The sequence below is a fragment of the Streptomyces sp. NPDC003284 genome (assembly GCF_053589675.1).
The window spans coordinates 135,603-153,035 of the sequence record NZ_JBSFSI010000008.1; the positions used below are offsets into that span (position 1 = coordinate 135,603).

Annotated in this window: 18 protein-coding genes; 12 read left to right on the forward strand and 6 right to left on the reverse strand. The window is 71.6% G+C overall.

Annotation, left to right across the window (positions count from 1 at the left end):
• Nucleotides 1-110 precede the first annotated feature (110 nt).
• The 4 genes from ACWDYF_RS19020 (at nucleotide 111) to groL (ending at nucleotide 4,196) form a co-directional block, all read left to right on the forward strand.
• Complete coding sequence (locus ACWDYF_RS19020; RefSeq protein ID WP_389469057.1) at nucleotides 111-1,052, forward strand: polysaccharide deacetylase family protein; 942 nt, start codon at nucleotides 111-113, stop codon at nucleotides 1,050-1,052.
• Nucleotides 1,049-1,882, forward strand: coding sequence for a polysaccharide deacetylase family protein (locus ACWDYF_RS19025; protein ID WP_389469059.1), 834 nt, complete (start codon nucleotides 1,049-1,051; stop codon nucleotides 1,880-1,882). The genes ACWDYF_RS19020 and ACWDYF_RS19025 overlap by 4 nt, the downstream gene beginning before the upstream one ends.
• A gap of 262 nt (nucleotides 1,883-2,144) precedes the next feature.
• Nucleotides 2,145-2,453, forward strand: a complete 309-nt coding sequence (gene groES / locus ACWDYF_RS19030) for a co-chaperone GroES (RefSeq protein ID WP_009190181.1) — start codon at nucleotides 2,145-2,147, stop codon at nucleotides 2,451-2,453.
• A 117-nt stretch (nucleotides 2,454-2,570) separates the two neighbouring features.
• On the forward strand, nucleotides 2,571-4,196 hold the full coding sequence (gene groL / locus ACWDYF_RS19035; RefSeq protein WP_018564858.1) for a chaperonin GroEL: 1,626 nt from the start codon (nucleotides 2,571-2,573) through the stop codon (nucleotides 4,194-4,196).
• A gap of 118 nt (nucleotides 4,197-4,314) precedes the next feature.
• Here the strand turns inward: groL and ACWDYF_RS19040 are convergent, their stop codons facing one another.
• On the reverse strand, nucleotides 4,315-4,767 hold the full coding sequence (locus ACWDYF_RS19040; protein ID WP_381736696.1) for an ATP-binding protein: 453 nt from the start codon (nucleotides 4,765-4,767) through the stop codon (nucleotides 4,315-4,317).
• 156 nt (nucleotides 4,768-4,923) lie between these two features.
• Between ACWDYF_RS19040 and ACWDYF_RS19045 the strand changes: the two genes are divergently transcribed.
• The 3 genes from ACWDYF_RS19045 to ACWDYF_RS19055 all read left to right on the forward strand — a co-directional run bounded on the left by ACWDYF_RS19045 (nucleotide 4,924) and on the right by ACWDYF_RS19055 (nucleotide 6,406).
• The gene (locus ACWDYF_RS19045) at nucleotides 4,924-5,769 is read left to right on the forward strand and encodes a helix-turn-helix domain-containing protein (RefSeq protein WP_389469064.1); all 846 of its coding nucleotides are present in this window, start codon (nucleotides 4,924-4,926) and stop codon (nucleotides 5,767-5,769) included.
• Entirely contained in the window at nucleotides 5,766-5,972 is a 207-nt protein-coding gene (locus tag ACWDYF_RS19050) for a DUF397 domain-containing protein (protein WP_389469067.1), read from the forward strand. The genes ACWDYF_RS19045 and ACWDYF_RS19050 overlap by 4 nt, the downstream gene beginning before the upstream one ends.
• Before the next feature lie 212 nt (nucleotides 5,973-6,184).
• Nucleotides 6,185-6,406, forward strand: coding sequence for a hypothetical protein (locus ACWDYF_RS19055; RefSeq protein ID WP_381736693.1), 222 nt, complete (start codon nucleotides 6,185-6,187; stop codon nucleotides 6,404-6,406).
• A gap of 48 nt (nucleotides 6,407-6,454) precedes the next feature.
• Here ACWDYF_RS19055 and ACWDYF_RS19060 read toward each other — a convergent pair whose 3' ends face one another.
• The 3 genes from ACWDYF_RS19060 to ACWDYF_RS19070 form a co-directional block, all read right to left on the reverse strand.
• Nucleotides 6,455-7,162, reverse strand: a complete 708-nt coding sequence (locus ACWDYF_RS19060; protein ID WP_018564864.1) for an ester cyclase — start codon at nucleotides 7,160-7,162, stop codon at nucleotides 6,455-6,457.
• Between the two features lie 134 nt (nucleotides 7,163-7,296).
• Nucleotides 7,297-8,070: an SDR family NAD(P)-dependent oxidoreductase gene (locus ACWDYF_RS19065; RefSeq protein ID WP_381736692.1), complete on the reverse strand. Its 774-nt coding sequence runs from the start codon at nucleotides 8,068-8,070 to the stop codon at nucleotides 7,297-7,299.
• Nucleotides 8,071-8,165: 95 nt separating this feature from the next.
• Nucleotides 8,166-8,858, reverse strand: coding sequence for an MOSC domain-containing protein (locus ACWDYF_RS19070; RefSeq protein ID WP_389469070.1), 693 nt, complete (start codon nucleotides 8,856-8,858; stop codon nucleotides 8,166-8,168).
• A gap of 80 nt (nucleotides 8,859-8,938) precedes the next feature.
• Here ACWDYF_RS19070 and ACWDYF_RS19075 point away from each other — a divergent pair, with 80 nt between their 5' ends.
• Nucleotides 8,939-9,835 (forward strand): LysR family transcriptional regulator, encoded by an 897-nt coding sequence (locus ACWDYF_RS19075; RefSeq protein ID WP_389469073.1) that lies wholly within the window; start codon nucleotides 8,939-8,941, stop codon nucleotides 9,833-9,835.
• 98 nt (nucleotides 9,836-9,933) lie between these two features.
• On the opposite strand, the gene ACWDYF_RS19080 is transcribed toward ACWDYF_RS19075, so the two are convergent.
• A complete protein-coding gene (locus tag ACWDYF_RS19080; protein ID WP_018564868.1) occupies nucleotides 9,934-10,263 on the reverse strand; it encodes a WhiB family transcriptional regulator in 330 nt (109 codons plus the stop codon).
• A 382-nt stretch (nucleotides 10,264-10,645) separates the two neighbouring features.
• On the opposite strand from ACWDYF_RS19080, the gene ACWDYF_RS19085 reads away from it, so the two are divergent.
• The 4 genes from ACWDYF_RS19085 to ACWDYF_RS19100 all read left to right on the forward strand — a co-directional run bounded on the left by ACWDYF_RS19085 (nucleotide 10,646) and on the right by ACWDYF_RS19100 (nucleotide 15,390).
• Complete coding sequence (locus ACWDYF_RS19085; protein WP_003948568.1) at nucleotides 10,646-11,257, forward strand: response regulator transcription factor; 612 nt, start codon at nucleotides 10,646-10,648, stop codon at nucleotides 11,255-11,257.
• Between the two features lie 569 nt (nucleotides 11,258-11,826).
• Nucleotides 11,827-12,414 (forward strand): sigma-70 family RNA polymerase sigma factor, encoded by a 588-nt coding sequence (locus tag ACWDYF_RS19090; protein WP_026252030.1) that lies wholly within the window; start codon nucleotides 11,827-11,829, stop codon nucleotides 12,412-12,414.
• Between the two features lie 243 nt (nucleotides 12,415-12,657).
• Nucleotides 12,658-14,160: an IMP dehydrogenase gene (gene guaB, locus ACWDYF_RS19095; RefSeq protein WP_026252031.1), complete on the forward strand. Its 1,503-nt coding sequence runs from the start codon at nucleotides 12,658-12,660 to the stop codon at nucleotides 14,158-14,160.
• 105 nt (nucleotides 14,161-14,265) lie between these two features.
• Nucleotides 14,266-15,390: a GuaB3 family IMP dehydrogenase-related protein gene (locus ACWDYF_RS19100; RefSeq protein ID WP_018564871.1), complete on the forward strand. Its 1,125-nt coding sequence runs from the start codon at nucleotides 14,266-14,268 to the stop codon at nucleotides 15,388-15,390.
• Nucleotides 15,391-16,045: 655 nt separating this feature from the next.
• Here the strand turns inward: ACWDYF_RS19100 and ACWDYF_RS19105 are convergent.
• Nucleotides 16,046-17,254, reverse strand: a complete 1,209-nt coding sequence (locus tag ACWDYF_RS19105) for a nucleotide sugar dehydrogenase (RefSeq protein ID WP_064534717.1) — start codon at nucleotides 17,252-17,254, stop codon at nucleotides 16,046-16,048.
• Nucleotides 17,255-17,433: the final 179 nt, after the last annotated feature.

The window sequence follows — 17,433 nt, forward strand, 5'->3', positions numbered from 1 at the left end:
GGGGCGAGTGGGTCGGTCACCGGTTCATTGTCGGCCAGTCGGTGGACGGTGCGCGGCCGGCCGCGGTGTCGCCGCGGCTCAGGGGCGGCGGGCTGCGAGGATCCGGCGCCATGACCGTAGTAGTACAAAATGACAAAAAGCGTCTCCGGGGTGCCCTGCGGCGCAAGGCGGCCCTGCACGCCGGACTCGGCGCCCTCGCCGCCGCCGCCCTCGTCTCCGGCTGCGCCGGGCAGGACAGCACGGCGGTACGGCCCGCCCCCGGCCAGCAGCGCCTCCAGGCGCCCCCCGCCCGCGCCCTCGACTCCTACGCCTCCCGGCTCGCGACCTCCGCCGCGGCCCGCACCGCCGCCGCCAAGCGCTGGGGCCTGAGCCAGGCCCCGCTGCTGCCCCCGCCGCCCCCGGCCGTCAAGCCGAAGATCCACGCCCGCGCCGGCTTCGAGGTGGACCACCAGGAGGACTGGGACCTGCCCCCGGTCTTCACCACCGTCCCCACCAAGGACAAGATCCTCTTCCTCACCATCGACGACGGCGCCGAGAAGGACCCCGCCTTCCTGCGCATGATGAGCGAGCTGAAGGTCCCCTACACGGCCTTCCTCAGCAACTACCTCGTCCAGGACGACTACGGCTACTTCCGCAAGGCGCAGGCGCAGGGCAACACCCTCAACAACCACACCCTGCACCACCCGTACCTGCCGGGCCTGTCCTACGACGAGCAGAAGCACGAGATCTGCGACATGCAGGACATCATGCAGAAGCAGTTCGGCAAGCGCCCCCGGATGCTCCGCCCGCCCTACGGCAACTACAACCAGGACACCCTGCGCGCCGCCAAGTCCTGCGGCATCCGCTACGCGCCGATCTGGAACGAGGAGGTCTACGTCGACCACTGGGAGTTCCGCGAGGACGACAAGCGGCTGCGCCCCGGCGACATCGTGCTCACCCACTTCCGCGGCCGCGACGAGTGGGACGGCACCATGGCCGACGACATGCGCCGCTTCCTGAACTACGCGACGGCCGAGGGGTACGCGGTGGCCCGGCTGGAGGACTACCTGTGAGACCGCGGCCCCGGCCGCGGCGCACGGCCGCGGGCCTGCTCGCGGCCGTGCTGCTGCTGACCGGCTGCGCCTCGTCCGTCGACCCGATCCAGCGCCTGGGCCGCAAGGCCGCGCAGCGGGTCGCCTCGCCGGACGCGGCCTCCGACCGGCAGCCGTACCGCCGCTGGGGCCTCACGGCCCCGCTGCCCGCGCCGCCGCGCCCGCCCGCCCGGCCGACGCCCGCCACCGCCCGCCCCGCCGGGCCGCCGCCGGTGGTCGACCACGTCGACACTCCCGACCGGGTCGTCTTCCTCACCTACGACGACGGCGCCGAGCGCGACGCGCGCTTCGTCGACATGGTCCGCGAACTGCGCCTGCCCGTCAGCATGTTCCTCACCGACAGCATCGCCGGACCCGGCTACGGCCACTTCGCGCGCCTGCGGTCGGCCGGTGCGGCACTGGAGAACCACACCCTGGAGCACCCCGCCCTGCGCGGTCTGCCCCGCACCGGCCAGCGCGCCGAGATCTGCGGCCAGCGGGACAAGCTGCACGCCCGCTTCGGCGTCCGCTCCCGGCTGTTCCGGCCGCCCTACGGCTCCTACGACGCCACCACCCGGCGCGCCGCCGCCGACTGCGGGGTGTCCGCGATCGTCCTGTGGCGCGCCTCGCTGACGGAGACCGGCCTCCGCTTCACCCACGGGCGGCACGCCCTGCGCCCCGGCGACATCCTGCTGGTCACCTCGGACGACGACGACCTCGACGGGCCGACCCTGCGCGAGCGCACCACCCGTCTGCTGCGCGAGATCCAGCGGGACCGGCTGACGGTGGCGAGGCTCCAGGACTACCTGTGATCCCCTGTGACGGCCCGCGGCCACCTGCGGCCACCTGGGGACGGAGGCCCCTTCCGGGGGGTGTCCCGGACCGACGCGCCACGAGGCAATTGGCACTCCGCTTGACCGAGTGCTAATCGCGGTCATAGTCTCGGCTCTGGCACTCCCCACCGGAGAGTGCCAACAACGCGACGGGCAGGTCCGGCACCCGCGACGACGGATCGACCTGGTCGCCACCTCAGACAGTTAACCCCGTGAGATCTCCGAAGGGGGAGGTCGGATCGTGACGACCGCCAGCTCCAAGGTTGCCATCAAGCCGCTCGAGGACCGCATCGTGGTCCAGCCGCTCGACGCCGAGCAGACCACGGCCTCTGGCCTGGTCATCCCGGACACCGCGAAGGAGAAGCCCCAGGAGGGCGTCGTCCTCGCCGTGGGCCCGGGCCGCTTCGAGGACGGCAACCGTCTTCCGCTCGACGTCAAGGTCGGCGACGTCGTGCTCTACAGCAAGTACGGCGGCACCGAGGTGAAGTACAACAACGAGGAGTACCTCGTTCTCTCGGCTCGCGACGTCCTCGCGATCATCGAGAAGTAAGTCACCTCAGCACTCCTGCTGTGAACTGCGCCCCTGGCCCCCGCGATCGATGAGAAGCCGGGCGCCCGGGGCGCAGTGTGTTCTTCACCCAAGATTTCCGAGAGGGCTCCCGCTGCCATGGCGAAGATCCTGAAGTTCGACGAGGACGCCCGTCGCGCCCTCGAGCGCGGCGTCAACAAGCTTGCCGACACGGTGAAGGTGACGATCGGCCCCAAGGGCCGCAACGTCGTCATCGACAAGAAGTTCGGCGCCCCGACCATCACCAACGACGGCGTCACCATCGCCCGCGAGGTCGAGATCGAGGACCCGTACGAGAACCTCGGTGCCCAGCTGGTGAAGGAGGTGGCGACCAAGACCAACGACATCGCGGGTGACGGCACCACCACCGCCACCGTGCTCGCCCAGGCGCTCGTGCGCGAGGGCCTGAAGAACGTCGCGGCCGGTGCCTCCCCGGCGCTGCTGAAGAAGGGCATCGACGCCGCGGTCAAGGCCGTCTCGGACGACCTGCTCGCCTCGGCCCGCCCGATCGACGAGAAGTCCGACATCGCCGCCGTGGCCGCGCTGTCCGCCCAGGACCAGCAGGTCGGCGAGCTGATCGCCGAGGCGATGGACAAGGTCGGCAAGGACGGTGTCATCACCGTCGAGGAGTCCAACACCTTCGGTCTGGAGCTGGACTTCACCGAGGGCATGGCCTTCGACAAGGGCTACCTGTCCCCGTACTTCGTCACCGACCAGGAGCGTATGGAGGCCGTCCTCGACGACCCGTACATCCTGATCAACCAGGGCAAGATCTCCTCCATCGCGGACCTGCTCCCGCTGCTGGAGAAGATCATCCAGACGAACGCCTCCAAGCCGCTGCTGATCATCGCCGAGGACGTCGAGGGCGAGGCCCTGTCGACCCTGGTGGTCAACAAGATCCGCGGCACCTTCAACGCCGTCGCGGTGAAGGCTCCCGGCTTCGGCGACCGCCGCAAGGCGATGCTCCAGGACATGGCTGTCCTCACCGGCGCCACCGTCATCTCCGAGGAGGTCGGCCTCAAGCTCGACCAGGTCGGTCTCGACGTGCTCGGCTCCGCCCGCCGCATCACCGTCACCAAGGACGACACCACCATCGTCGACGGTGCCGGCAAGAAGGACGAGGTCGAGGGCCGCATCGCGCAGATCAAGGCCGAGATCGAGTCCACCGACTCCGACTGGGACCGCGAGAAGCTCCAGGAGCGCCTCGCGAAGCTGGCCGGCGGCGTGTGCGTGATCAAGGTCGGCGCCGCCACCGAGGTGGAGCTGAAGGAGAAGAAGCACCGTCTGGAGGACGCCATCTCCGCGACCCGCGCCGCGGTCGAGGAGGGCATCGTCTCCGGTGGTGGCTCCGCCCTGGTGCACGCCGTGAAGGTCCTGGAGGGCAACCTCGACAAGACCGGCGACGAGGCCACCGGTGTCTCGGTCGTCCGCCGCGCCGCCGTCGAGCCGCTGCGCTGGATCGCGGAGAACGCCGGCCTGGAGGGCTACGTCATCGTCTCCAAGGTCGCCGAGCTGGAGAAGGGCAGCGGTTACAACGCCGCCACCGGCGAGTACGGCGACCTGGTCAAGGCCGGCGTCATCGACCCGGTCAAGGTCACCCGCTCCGCCCTGGAGAACGCCGCCTCCATCGCCTCCCTCCTGCTGACGACCGAGACCCTGGTCGTCGAGAAGAAGGAAGAGGAAGAGCCGGCCGCAGCGGGCCACGGCCACGGCCACTCCCACTGATCGCTCCGCTGGACCGACGGCGCCCAGTCCCCTGCGGGGGGCTGGGCGCCGTCGTCTCTGTGGCTTGCCGGATTCTCCCCGTCCGGATGCGGGGGAGGCGTGCCGCCCGAACCGCCGGTCACCGCCCCCCGACGGCTGCGGCGGCCACGACGGCCCACACGCTCTTGCCCGGCGCGCCAGGGCGGGGGGCCACACCCCACTCCTTGGCGAGGGCCGCGACCAGGACCAGTCCCCGCCCGCCGTCCGCCTCAGCCGCCGGGTCCCCGTCCGTGCACGCCTCCCGTACGACGGGCAGCCGCTCGCCCCGGGTGTCGTCCACCTCGATCCTGACCCGGTCCTCGCCGTCCCGCCGGGACAGACGCAGCTCGGCGTCCCGGCCCTGCACCCGGCCGTGAGTGACGGCGTTGGCGGCCAGCTCGGCGACGATCAGCTCGACGGTGTCGTGCACCGGTGTGCCGTACGGCCAGCCCCAGGCGTCCATCTGCTGAGAGGCGAGCCGCCGGGCCAGCCGGGCACCACGGGGTGTGGCGGTGAAACGGAGGGCGCGGACCGTCGGTGCGGATTCCGGCACGGGGTGCTCCGGAGTGCGGGAACGGGCATGCTGGGTGAGGAAAGCTCGTGACGGAAGACCTTCACTCCCTGGAGTCAACTTCTCCTGTTCCCCACCCCGTTGACGTGGGCAAGTCCTACCCTTCGGCTACGCACAGCAGCCGAAGGGGGCGAGCGGATGGACACCGGCGCGGACTCGGGCACGGGCACGGAGGAAGCCGAGGAACCCGGCGGGAACTTCCTGCGCTGCTTCGGCCGCCAGATCAAGCTGCTGCGCGAGACCCGCGCGCTCACCCAGGCGCGGCTGGGGGATCTGGTGGGCTACGGCGAGGCCCAGATCGCCGCCGTCGAGCAGGGGCGCCGCATCCCCAAGCCGGACCTGATCGACGCGCTGGACCGGGCGTTGGACGCGGGAGGGGTGCTGGTCGCCATGAAGGGAGAGGTGGCGAAGGCCAGGTATCCGTCGTTCTTCCGCCGGTACGTGCAGCTCGAGGCCGAGGCTGTGGAACTGCACGCCTATATCAACCACGTGGTCAAGGGCCTGTTGCAGACGGAGGAGTACGCGCGGGCGGTCTTCCGGATGTGGCGGCCGTTGCTGGACGAGGGGGACATCGAGCAGGGCGTGGCAGCGCGCATGGAGCGGCAGCAACTGTTCGGCCGACGGCCCGCCCCTCTTCTGAGCTTCGTCATCGACGAGCATGTGCTGCGGCGGCCTCTGGGCGGCCCGGGAATCCTGCGTGGGCAGCTCGAACAGCTGTTGCTCTACGGTCACCAGCGGAACGTCGAGATGCAGATCATGCCGATGGGCCGGGACGAGCATGCCGGTCTCGCGGGGCCCTTCACATTGATCCACTCGAAGAATCAGCGCAGGATGGCCTACATGGAAGTACAGGACGCGAGCGCCCTGTACACAGAGGCGAAGAAGGTCAACCCGCTCGAAGCTACGTACGGAGTTCTCCGAGCACAGGCGCTGACTCCACGCGAGTCGCTGGCCTTCATCGAGAAGCTGTTGGGAGAGCTATGAAGAAGGGCAGCCCCACGCCTGCCGTCGCGAGACTGCGATGGTTCAAGAGCAGCTACAGCGCGGGGAACGGCGGTGACTGTGTCGAGGTCGCGGACGCCGGTGCCGTCGTGCTGGTCCGTGACTCCAAGTGGCCCGAGGAAGCGTTTCTGTCCGTGGGTTCCGGCCAGTGGGCCGCGTTCGTGGGGATGACGGCGCGCGGTTGACGTAGGCGCAGGCGCAAGGATTCGCGTCGGATGCCCGGTCCCCTTCGAGGGGGCCGGGCATCCGACGTCGTGCGGCCGTCGCGGCGATCGAATTCCCGTGCGCATTGGTCTGGACCTATGTGCGCGGACATGGCTAGGCTGCGAACGCATCACGCCATCTCTGCTGAAAACCGACTGCATGTCACCATGCCTTCGCAGATGAGGAGTTGTTCGTGAAAAGACGCATCGCCCTGGCTGCCGCGACCCTCGCCGCAGCGGTCGCCCTTCCCCTCACCGCCACCGCCTCCGCCCAGGCCAGCGCCTGGCACTTCCAGGGCGCCTATCCGAGCGCCGCCGCCTGCGACGAGGCCGGCAAGGCGGGCGTGCTCCTGTGGGGGCCGCTGTTCGTGTGCAGCCCCGGCGGGCAGGGCTGGTACAACCTCTACGTCCACTGACGCTCCCGGGGCGGCCGGGCACCGGGGGCCGGCCGCCCCGTCCGGGCGTCAGTGCTCCAGCTCGTCCAGCGCGCCCAACTGCTGCATCAGGCCCAGATGGTCGCGCTGCCACCAGAGTTCGGCGAAGGTGCCGTGCGGGCCGCGGCGGAAGACGGTCGTGCCGGTCATGGCGACCCGGCGGCCCGTGGGCGCGATGCCCAGGAACTCCCCGCGGTGGACGGCGTCCCACCGCCAGCGGGCGCAGGCGCGCTCGCCCTGGGTGAGGACGTCCTCGACGGTGAAGACGGCGTCGAAGGCGTCACGCCACATCCGGCACTCGCGCCGGATCGCGTCCAGACCGATGGTGTCCTGCGGATTGACCGGATCGTGGCTGTGGCAGTCCTCGTCGACCAGGTCGTTGAGCGGGGACAGCTCACCGGCGGCCGTCAGCGTGCCGAAGAACCGGCGCACCGCCGACTCGGAGAACTGCTCGTCCCGTACGACCTCCAGGTCGGTGAAGACGGGCAGCTCGTCGCAGAGCGCGACCATGCGGCGGAAGACCTCGTCCGTCTCCGGCAGGTTCGAGGTGCGCATCGCCTCCTCGTACGAGGGGAACTCCACCAGTTCCACCACGTGGGCGCCGTCCGAGCGGTCCCTGCCGACCAGCGCGTGCGTGGCGGACCGCTGTCCGCCGGTCCGCTCGGCCCAGGTGTCCAGCAGCCGGTCCAGCTCGTCCCACCGGCTCGTCCTGCACTCGATGAGCTGTACGAAGGTCATGACGCCGCCGCCTTCCGGCCGCCCGGCCCGGTCGCGCCCGGGGCTTCTACCCACCGGGTTCCCGCCGGGGCGGCGCCGTCACGTCCGCGCGCGGACCGGTCGGGCCGCCCGGACGGTCCGCGTACGGGGCGTCCTCACTGCGGGCCGTACTTGCGGCCCGTCTTCGAGGTCATCCCGCCCAGCAGACCGCGCGGGGTGATCTTGACCAGGCCCATCAGCGCCTTGTAGCGGGGGTCGGGGATCGAGACGGTCCGGCCGCGGGCCAGATCCGCCAGGGCCGCCGCGACCAGCTTGTCCGCGTCCAGCCACATCCAGCCGGGGATGTTGTCGGTGCCCATGCCGGCCCGCTCGTGGAACTCGGTGCGCACGAAGCCGGGGCACAGCACCATCAGCCGTACGCCGCTGCCGGCCAGGTCCCGCGCCGCGCCCTGGGTGAACTGCACGACCCACGCCTTGGACGCCCCGTAGGTGCCGCGCGGCACGAACGCCGCCACCGAGGCCACGTTCACCACGCCGCCCCGGCCGCGCTCGCGCATCGCCGCGGTCGCCGCCGACGTCAGCCGCAGCACCGCCTCGATGTGCACCTTGAGCATCCTCAGCTCGTCGGCCATCGGCACGTCGAGATAGCGGCCCTTGTTGCCGAAGCCGGCGTTGTTGACCAGCAGGTCGACCGGGTTCTTCCGGTCGCCCAGCCGGGCCGCGACCGTCTCGATGCCCTCGTCGGACGCCAGGTCGGCGGGCAGCACCTCGGCCTCGATGCCGTGCCGGTCGTGCAGCTCGGTCGCCTGCTCCGTCAGCCGCGCGGTGTCCCGCGCCACCAGGACGAGGTTGTGCCCGTCCGCCGCCAGCCGCCGCGCGAACGCGGCGCCGATGCCCGCGGTCGATCCCGTAATCAGAGCCGTTGTCATGGCGAAAGGTTAGTGGTCCGGGGCGCGCGTCCCCGATCTCTGCACAGGGCCCGCCGATCGGTGGGCGAGCGGTGTGCCCGCGCCGGACGGGGCCGTCAGCCCGCCGTGTCCGCGGTGTACTTCTCCGCGTACCGGCGCGCCGAGGCGAGGGACTCCGGGTGCAGCGCCGCACCGGCCGCCAGGAGCCGCGGCAGCAGGGCGCGCTCGGTGGTGCTCGCCCGGAACTGGAGCGCCACGGTCACGTCGTGGTCCGGGCGGTGCACGATCCGCACGGGGTCGCCGCACCGGATCTCACCGGGTTCGAGCACCCGCAGATAGGCGCCCGGCGCGCCCTTCCGCGTGAACCTGCGCACCCAGCCCTTCTCGCCCAGATGGCCCTGGAAGGTCCGGCACGGGATGCGCCCGGAGGTGACCTCCAGCAGCACCGAGGGGCCGTCCGGCGCGCCGATGCGCCAGCGCTCCCCGATCAGCGCGCCCGACACGTCCAGGCCCGCGGTCGTCAGGTTCTCGCCGAACGACCCGTCCGGCAGCGCCCGGCCCAGCTCGCGCTCCCAGTCGTCCAGGTCCTCGCGCGCCATCGCGTACACGGCCTGGTCGTCGCCGCCGTGGTGCCGCGTGTCGCACACCGTGTCCCCGGCCAGTCCGCTCCCGCCGACGCCCTTGGGGCCGGGCGCGGCCACCCGCACCGCGTGCTCCACCGGACGCTTGTCGATGCCGGTGACCCCGGCCGGCTGATCCGTGTACGGCACGGACACGGCGCGGCCCAGATTGACGGAGAGAAGCTTCATGCCCCGACGGTAAGCGACCCACGGTCAAAGTGTCGACGCGTTTTTCGACGGTATGCCCAAGGTTGCCTTATGCTCGAAGGGTGATCGAGGCCCGCCATCTGCGCGTCCTGCGCGCCGTCGCCGCCAGCGGATCCTTCTCCGCCGCGGCCCGCGAACTGGGCTGCACCCAGCCCGCCGTCAGCCAGCAGATGAAGGCCCTGGAGGGCTCGGTCGGCACCCCGCTGCTGGTGCGCACCGGCCGCGAGATGCGGCTCACCGAGGCCGGCGAGGCGCTGGTGCGGCACGCCGGGGGCATCCTCGCCGGGCTCACCGCGGCCGAGGAGGAGGTCGCCGCCATCGCCGGGCTGCGCGCGGGCCGGGTCCGCCTGGTCTCCTTCCCCAGCGGCAGCTCCACCCTGGTCCCGACCGCCCTCGCCGCGCTGCGCGCCGCCCACCCCGGCACCCGGGTCTCCCTGGAGGAGGCCGAACCGCCCCGCTCGGTCGAGCTGCTGCGCGCGGGCGACTGCGACGTGGCGCTCGCCTTCCGCTACGAGGGTGCCGCGGGCGCGGAGGAATGGGACGACCTGGTCGTACGGCCGCTGCTGACCGACCGGCTCGTGGGCCTGGTGCCCGAGCGGCACCCGCTGGCCGGCGCGGGATCCGTGGGCATCGCCGAACTCGCCGGGGAGCCGTGGATCGCGGGCTGCCCGCGCTGTCGCGGCCAGCTCGTCGAGGTGTGCGCGGAGGCCGGCTTCGCCCCGCGCATCGACTTCGCCACGGACGACTACCCGGCCGTGGCCGGACTGGTCGGCGCGGGCCTGGGCGTGGCCGTCCTGCCCCAGCTCGCCATCGACTCCGTACGGCCCCGGAGGGCGCGCACGGTGGCGCTGGAACCGGCGGTGCGCCGGGAGATCGTCGCCCTCACCCTGCCCGACCTGGCCCAGGTCCCGGCGGTGGCGGCCACGCTGGACGAACTGGTGCGCGCCGGGGCCGGATGACACCGCGGCCGACACCCCGGCGGGCGGGCACGCGTGTGCGCGCGTGCCCGTGCCGTCGTCCACGGGTGCAGGAAGAAGATGTAAGAAGAAACGTTCCTTCAGGTGTTCGAAGCGACATCGCCGCTCGATGACGAGGCCGTCACCAGGCGGTTGCGTGCGCGTCCCATCAGCTCTTCGCGCTCATCCTCGGTCAGGCCGCCCCACACTCCGTACGGTTCGCGCACCGCCAGGGCGTGTGCCGCGCACTCCGCGCGGACCGGGCACCTCATGCAGACCTCCTTGGCCGAGTTCTCTCGAGCGCTCCGAGCCGCCCCGCGCTCGCCCTCGGGATGGAAGAAGAGCGAGCTGTCCACTCCGCGGCAGGCAGCCAGCAGCTGCCAGTCCCACAGGTCCGCATTCGGTCCGGGAAGGCGGGAGAAATCTGCCATTGCGTGACCCCTTGTAGCCGTTCGGTGGCGGATACGGTGCCAACGACCGTACATCCCCGGTCTAAGGAGATGAAAATATGACTCATTGCGAATCTAGCGCCAGACACCTAGAAACGGGAAGAAAAGGGGCCGAATGGGGCATCCGTTGTGATGAAAAGTTGAGGGTATGACGTCTGTGTCTGCACTGTGTCCGCTCCCTCACGTAGAGTGCCGAAAACGGCGTACGGCCCCGTAACTCTTTCGAGTGACCGTCGTTGAGAGTGCGGAGGCGGTTGAAAACACAAGTGCTCGGACAGGCGTCCGAGACGGTCGACCGCACAGGTGACGATTTCGTACCAGCCTGGAGGCTCAAGGTGACGCGCATCAGCTGCGGAGGGCGGCCATGACATCCGTCCTCGTCTGCGACGACTCCCCGCTTGCCCGAGAGGCGCTCCGCCGCGCGGTCGCGACCGTGCCCGGCGTCGAGCGCGTGACGACGGCGGCCAACGGCGAGGAAGTCCTCCGCCGCTGGGGTGCCGACCGCTCGGACCTCATTCTGATGGACGTGCGCATGCCCGGACTGGGCGGCGTCGAGACCGTGCGGCGGCTGCTGTCCGCCGACCCCGGCGCGCGCATCATCATGCTCACGGTGGCGGAGGACCTGGACGGCGTGGCGCTCGCCGTGGCCGCCGGTGCCCGCGGCTATCTGCACAAGGACGCCTCCCGCGCGGAACTGCGGGCCACGGTGACCCAGGCCCTCGCCGACCCCACCTGGCGGCTCGCCCCGCGCCGGCTGCGCTCGGCCGAGATGGGCGCCGCGCCCACGCTCACCGCGCGGGAGATCCAGGTGCTGGAGGGCATGAGCCACGGCCGTTCCAACGCGGAGATCGGCCGTGAGCTGTTCCTCTCCGAGGACACCGTCAAGACGCACGCCCGGCGGCTGTTCAAGAAGCTCGGCGCCTCCGACCGCGCGCACGCGGTGGCTCTCGGCTTCCGGTGGGGACTGGTCCGCTAGGGCCTGCCGGTCTGTCGTCAAGGCTCGTCCGCCGTCGTCAGCCGCGCGCCGTACGCACGGGTGGGCCGTCGGGGGCGGGCCGTCGGGGGCGGGCTGTCGCCGGGGCCGTCGTCCTGCGGGCCGGGGGCCGGACCGGGGCCGGACCGTCCCGCCGGGCCCTCCGGCCGGGGCGGGCGTCCGGGCCGGTCACCGGCGTGCGGGGCGGGCAGCGGCCCCGCGGATCCGTCCGGCACCGGCGGTCCGCCGCCGCCCGCGCGTCCCGGCCGCGGCCGTACGCCGTCGCGGGCGCGGGCGTCCCGAGCCGACGCGTCCGGACGGGCGGGAACGGAGCACGGACGGTGTCGCGCACCGCGCGCCGGGTACCAGTGGCGATACGGCCCGCCGGGCGGTCGGTGCTCGTTTCGCCGCGGATGCCGCATCCTTGAGGTGTGGAGTTCCTCGGGGACGAGTCGGTCGAGCGGAATGGGAGGGCGCAGGGGATGGGTTCCGGCGCACCTGCTCATAACGCTTCGGTGCACAACCACGAAGGCGGTGCCACGGAGCAGACGACGTCAAGGCACCATGGACCGATGCGCGACGACGAGGCGGCAGTTGCCCCAGGGGCGATCGGTGCGCTGGTGCACCGCGCCGTCGACGGCGACGAGCAGGCCACGCACGACCTGCTGGCCCGGGTCCACCCGCTCGCGCTGCGCTACTGCCGTACGCGGCTGTCCCGCCTCCCGGGCGACGCGCGCCACTTCGTCGAGGACCTCGCCCAGGAGGTCTGCGTCGCCGTCCTGCTCGCCCTGCCGCGCTACCGGGACACCGGCCGCCCCTTCGAGGCGTTCGTCTTCGCCATCGCCTCCCACAAGGTCGCCGACCTCCAGCGCGCGGCGATGCGGCACCCCGGCTCGACGGCCGTGCCCTCCGACGAGATGCCCGAGCGCCCGGACGACTCGCTCGGCCCGGAGGAGCGCGCCCTGCTCAGCAGCGACGCCGAGTGGGCCAAGAAGCTGCTGGCCAACCTCCCCGAGAACCAGCGCGAACTGCTGCTCCTGCGCATCGCGGTCGGCCTGACCGCCGAGGAGACCGGACAGATGTTGGGAATGTCACCGGGTGCGGTCCGGGTGGCCCAGCACCGGGCGCTGAGCAGGCTGCGGGCCCTCGCCGAGCAGTGAACGTGCTGTGCCCGTGCTTCGGCCGTCTTCGGCCGTGCTGTGACCGGGCTTTCGCGGGCGCCCATGGGTGCCCATGGACTCCTGCCGTACCCCTGCGCGCCCGGCCGGGCGCCGGTCCGGGCCCCGGCCCGCTCCCGTAGGAAACCACGAAGCCCGGAACGATCTTTCTTCGTGGAATGAGACGCCTCCGCTTCCCGTTAGCATGGACATCCGCACCGAGCAAGGCCATTTGGGGAAGGTGTCATGACTGCAAACGTCGACGGAGTGCCCGGTAAATTCGCGACACTCGGGCTGACCTACGACGACGTGCTGCTGCTGCCGGGCGCCTCGGAGGTGCTCCCGAACGCGGTCGACACCTCGTCCCGCATCTCCCGCAACGTCCGGGTCAACATCCCGCTGCTCTCGGCGGCGATGGACAAGGTGACCGAGTCCCGCATGGCGATCGCGATGGCCCGGCTGGGCGGCGTCGGCGTGCTGCACCGCAACCTCTCGATCGAGGACCAGGTCAACCAGGTCGACCTGGTCAAGCGGTCCGAGTCCGGGATGGTCACCGACCCGATCACGGTGCACCCGGAGGCGACGCTCGCCGACGCGGATGCCCTGTGCGCCAAGTTCCGCATCAGCGGTGTGCCCGTCACCGACCCGGCGGGCCGGCTGCTCGGCATCGTCACCAACCGCGACATGGCCTTCGAGACCGACCGCGGCCGCCAGGTGCGGGACGTCATGACGCCGATGCCGCTGGTCACCGGCAAGGTCGGCATCTCCGGCGTCGACGCCATGCAGCTGCTGCGCAAGCACAAGATCGAGAAGCTGCCGCTGGTCGACGACGAGGGCATCCTCAAGGGCCTGATCACCGTCAAGGACTTCGTCAAGGCGGAGCAGTACCCGAACGCGGCCAAGGACGCCGAGGGCCGGCTGCTCGTCGGCGCGGCGGTGGGCGCCAGCCCCGAGGCCCTGGAGCGCGCCCAGGCGCTCGCCGCGGCGGGCGCCGACTTCCTGGTCGTCGACACCTCGCACGGCCACAACAGCAACGCGCTGAGCTGGATGTCGAAGATCAAGTCGAGCGTGTCCATCGACGTGATCGGCGGCAACGTCGCCACCCGCGACGGCGCCCAGGCGCTGATCGACGCCGGTGTCGACGGCATCAAGGTCGGCGTGGGCCCCGGCTCCATCTGCACCACGCGCGTGGTCGCCGGTATCGGTGTCCCGCAGGTCACCGCGATCTACGAGGCGTCCCTCGCCGCCCGCCCGGCGGGCATCCCGCTGATCGGCGACGGCGGCCTGCAGTACTCCGGCGACATCGGCAAGGCGCTCGCCGCCGGCGCCGACACGGTCATGCTGGGCAGCCTGCTCGCGGGCTGCGAGGAGTCGCCCGGCGAGCTGCTGTTCATCAACGGCAAGCAGTTCAAGTCGTACCGCGGCATGGGCTCGCTCGGCGCCATGCAGTCCCGCGGCCAGGCGCGGTCGTACTCCAAGGACCGCTACTTCCAGGCCGAGGTGGCCTCCGACGACAAGCTCGTGCCCGAGGGCATCGAGGGCCAGGTGCCCTACCGCGGCCCGCTGGCCAACGTGCTGCACCAGCTCGTCGGCGGTCTGCGCCAGACCATGGGCTACGTGGGCGCGGCGGGCATCGGCGAGATGGAGACCAAGGGCCGCTTCGTCCGGATCACCTCGGCGGGTCTGAAGGAGTCCCACCCGCACGACATCCAGATGACGGTCGAGGCGCCGAACTACAGCAGCAAGTAGCGGCAGGGCCCCGACGGGCGGTCCCGGAGGCATCCGGGGCCGCCCTTGTCATGGGCGTCGGCGATACTGGAAGACGCTGCAACGCATCAGGGAAAGGCCACAGACGTGACTGAGATCGAGATCGGGCGCGGCAAGCGCGGCCGCCGGGCGTACGCCTTCGACGACATCGCCGTCGTCCCCAGCCGCCGTACGCGGGACCCGAAGGAGGTCTCGATCGCCTGGCAGATCGACGCCTACCGCTTCGAGCTGCCGTTCCTGGCCGCCCCCATGGACTCCGTCGTCTCCCCGGCCACCGCGATCCGCATCGGTGAGCTGGGCGGCCTGGGCGTGCTCAACCTCGAAGGTCTGTGGACCCGGCACGAGGACCCGCAGCCGCTGCTGGACGAGATCACCGGGCTGCCCGCCGAGGCCGCCACCCGCCGCCTCCAGGAGATCTACGCCGCTCCCATCAAGGAGGAGCTGATCGGGGCGCGCATCAAGGAGGTGCGCGACTCCGGTGTGGTGACCGCGGCGGCGCTCTCCCCGCAGCGCACCGCCCAGTTCTCCAAGGCCGTCGTGGACGCGGGCGTGGACATCTTCGTGATCCGCGGCACCACCGTCTCCGCCGAGCACGTCTCGTCCTCGCACGAGCCGCTGAACCTGAAGCAGTTCATCTACGAGCTGGACGTCCCGGTGATCGTCGGCGGCTGCGCCACGTACACCGCGGCCCTGCACCTGATGCGCACCGGCGCGGCCGGCGTCCTGGTCGGCTTCGGCGGCGGCGCCGCGCACACCACGCGCAACGTGCTCGGCATCCAGGTCCCGATGGCCACCGCGGTCGCCGACGTGGCCGCCGCCCGCCGCGACTACATGGACGAGTCCGGCGGCCGGTACGTGCACGTGATCGCGGACGGCGGTGTCGGCTGGTCCGGCGACCTGCCCAAGGCCATCGCCTGCGGCGCCGACTCGGTGATGATGGGCTCCCCGCTGGCGCGCGCCACCGACGCGCCCGGCCGCGGTCACCACTGGGGCATGGAGGCCGTCAACGAGGAGCTGCCGCGCGGCCAGAAGGTCGACCTCGGCACCGTCGGCACCATCGAGGAGGTCCTCACCGGCCCCTCGCACACCCCCGACGGTTCGATGAACTTCTTCGGCGCCCTGCGCCGCGCCATGGCCACGACCGGCTACAGCGAGCTGAAGGAGTTCCAGCGCGTCGAGGTCACGGTGGCGGACTCCCAGCACAAGCGGTAACCCGCCAGGACCCCGTACCACGGAAGGGGCCCGGTCACTCGTGCGGACGAGCGACCGGGCCCCTTCGTGTGCGCCGCGGAGGTACCGGTGGGGGCGCTTTCGGTACGCGGGGGGCGCACGGTTGCTTTCGGGCCGGAACCGCCGGGGACGGGCGTGTCGGGCCGGTAATGTCCGTGATCGACGGCCCGGTTGTCCGGGTCGCCCCCTTCCAAGGACATGGTCCGGACCCCGCCCCTCGGGGCCCGGCCCGATTTCCGACGCGCCGTCCACCGGGTCAATGGCGGCATCGTGGAAGGGGGCGTGCCCGTGGGCCGTCATCGCAAGCCCACCCGCTGGGACCACATCCGGCTTCGGCTGGTGCAGTGCCGGAGGAGGTGGATCTTGCGAATCTACGGATGGTGAGCGGCCGCCCCCACGACGACTAGGGGCGGACACTCCGTGATCCATCCTGGAGCCTGCCGCAGTGACCGCTGCGGCGGGCTCCACCTTTTTACCCTGTGGCGCGGCCGCCCCCAAACAGCCTAGGGGCGGACACTCCGTGATCCATCCTGGAGCCTGCCGCAGTACCCGCTGCGGCGGATTCCGTCTCATACGGTAGCGGCGGGATCCGTCCGCTTCCACCGCTTCCGGCCGCCGGGCCCCCGCGCGCCCCCTTTCACAACCGGTGCGCCGCCCCCAGCGGTGCCGCCCCGCGGGTGTCCAGGAGCAGCTGGGCCTTCACCGACAGCCCCTGGAGGTCGTACGTCCGGTGGTGCTGGAGCAGGATCGTCAGGTCGGCGTCGGCGACCGCCTCGTACAGGGCGTCGGCGCGGGGCACGGGACGGTCCTGGACGCTCCAGGAGGGCACATACGGGTCGTGGTAGCTGACGCAGGCGCCGAGGCCGGTCAGCCGGACGGCGATCTCCTCGGCGGGGGTGCCCTGGAGGTCGGCGAGGTCCGGCTTGTAGGTGACGCCGAGGAGGAGGACGCGGGCGCCGCGCGCCGACTTGCCGTGCTCGTTCAGGAGGGCGGCGGCGCGCTGGACGACGTAGCGGGGCATACGGCTGTTGACCTGCCGGGCGAGTTCGACCATGCGCAGACCGCGGCCGGCCGGGCCGGACATGTCCTGGGGGAGGCCGGGGCCGCCGACGCCGGGCCCGGGGCGGAACGCCTGGAAGCCGAACGGCTTGGTCTCGGCGCAGCGCACCACGTCCCACAGATCGACCCCGAGGTCGTGGCAGAGCACGGCCATCTCGTTGACCAGGGCGATGTTGACGTGCCGGTAGTTGGTCTCCAGGAGATGGACGGTCTCCGCCTCCCGCAGCCCGCGCGCGCGGACCACCTTGTCGGTGAGGCGGCCGTAGAAGGCGGCGGCGGACTCGGTGCAGGCCGGGGTGAGGCCGCCGATCACCTTGGGGGTGTTGGCCGGGGTGAGGTCGCGGTTGCCTGGGTCGACGCGGCTGGGGGAGTAGGCGAGGTGGAAGTCGCGGCCGGCGGCGAGCCCGGAGCCCTCCTCCAGGAGGGGGCGCAGGAACGCGTCGGTGGTGCCGGGGTGCACGGGTGACTCCAGGATCACCGTGGTGTGCGGGCGCAGCTGCCCGGCCAGCGCGCGGGCGGCGCTCTCCACCTGGCCCAGGTCGAACCCGCCGTCGGCGCCGCGCGGGGTGGGGGCGCAGATCACGGCGGTGCGGACGCGGCCCAGCTCGGCCGGGTTGGTGGCCGGCCGGAAGCCCCCCGAGAGCATCCGGCGCAGTTCGGCGGCGCTGAGCGAGCCGGGTTCCTCCCCGATGCGGTACCCGAGCGTGGGGACACCGGCGGCGACGGCGGCCTGGGCCAGGGGCAGGCCGAGAGGACCGAGTCCGATGACGGCGAGATCTGCGGGCATGGCGTGGGCCGTCCTTCCCAATAACCGAGGTGGGGCAGGCGCGCAAGTCCTGTGGACAGGACGAGCGAGAGCAATGTCAGACTAGGAGTAAATATGACCGTTTTGCGGGATTGACCAGCGTGTTTCTCGGTGAACCGGTGGGAGTTGTCCACAGGCCGGGGGCGACTGGTGGCTGAAGC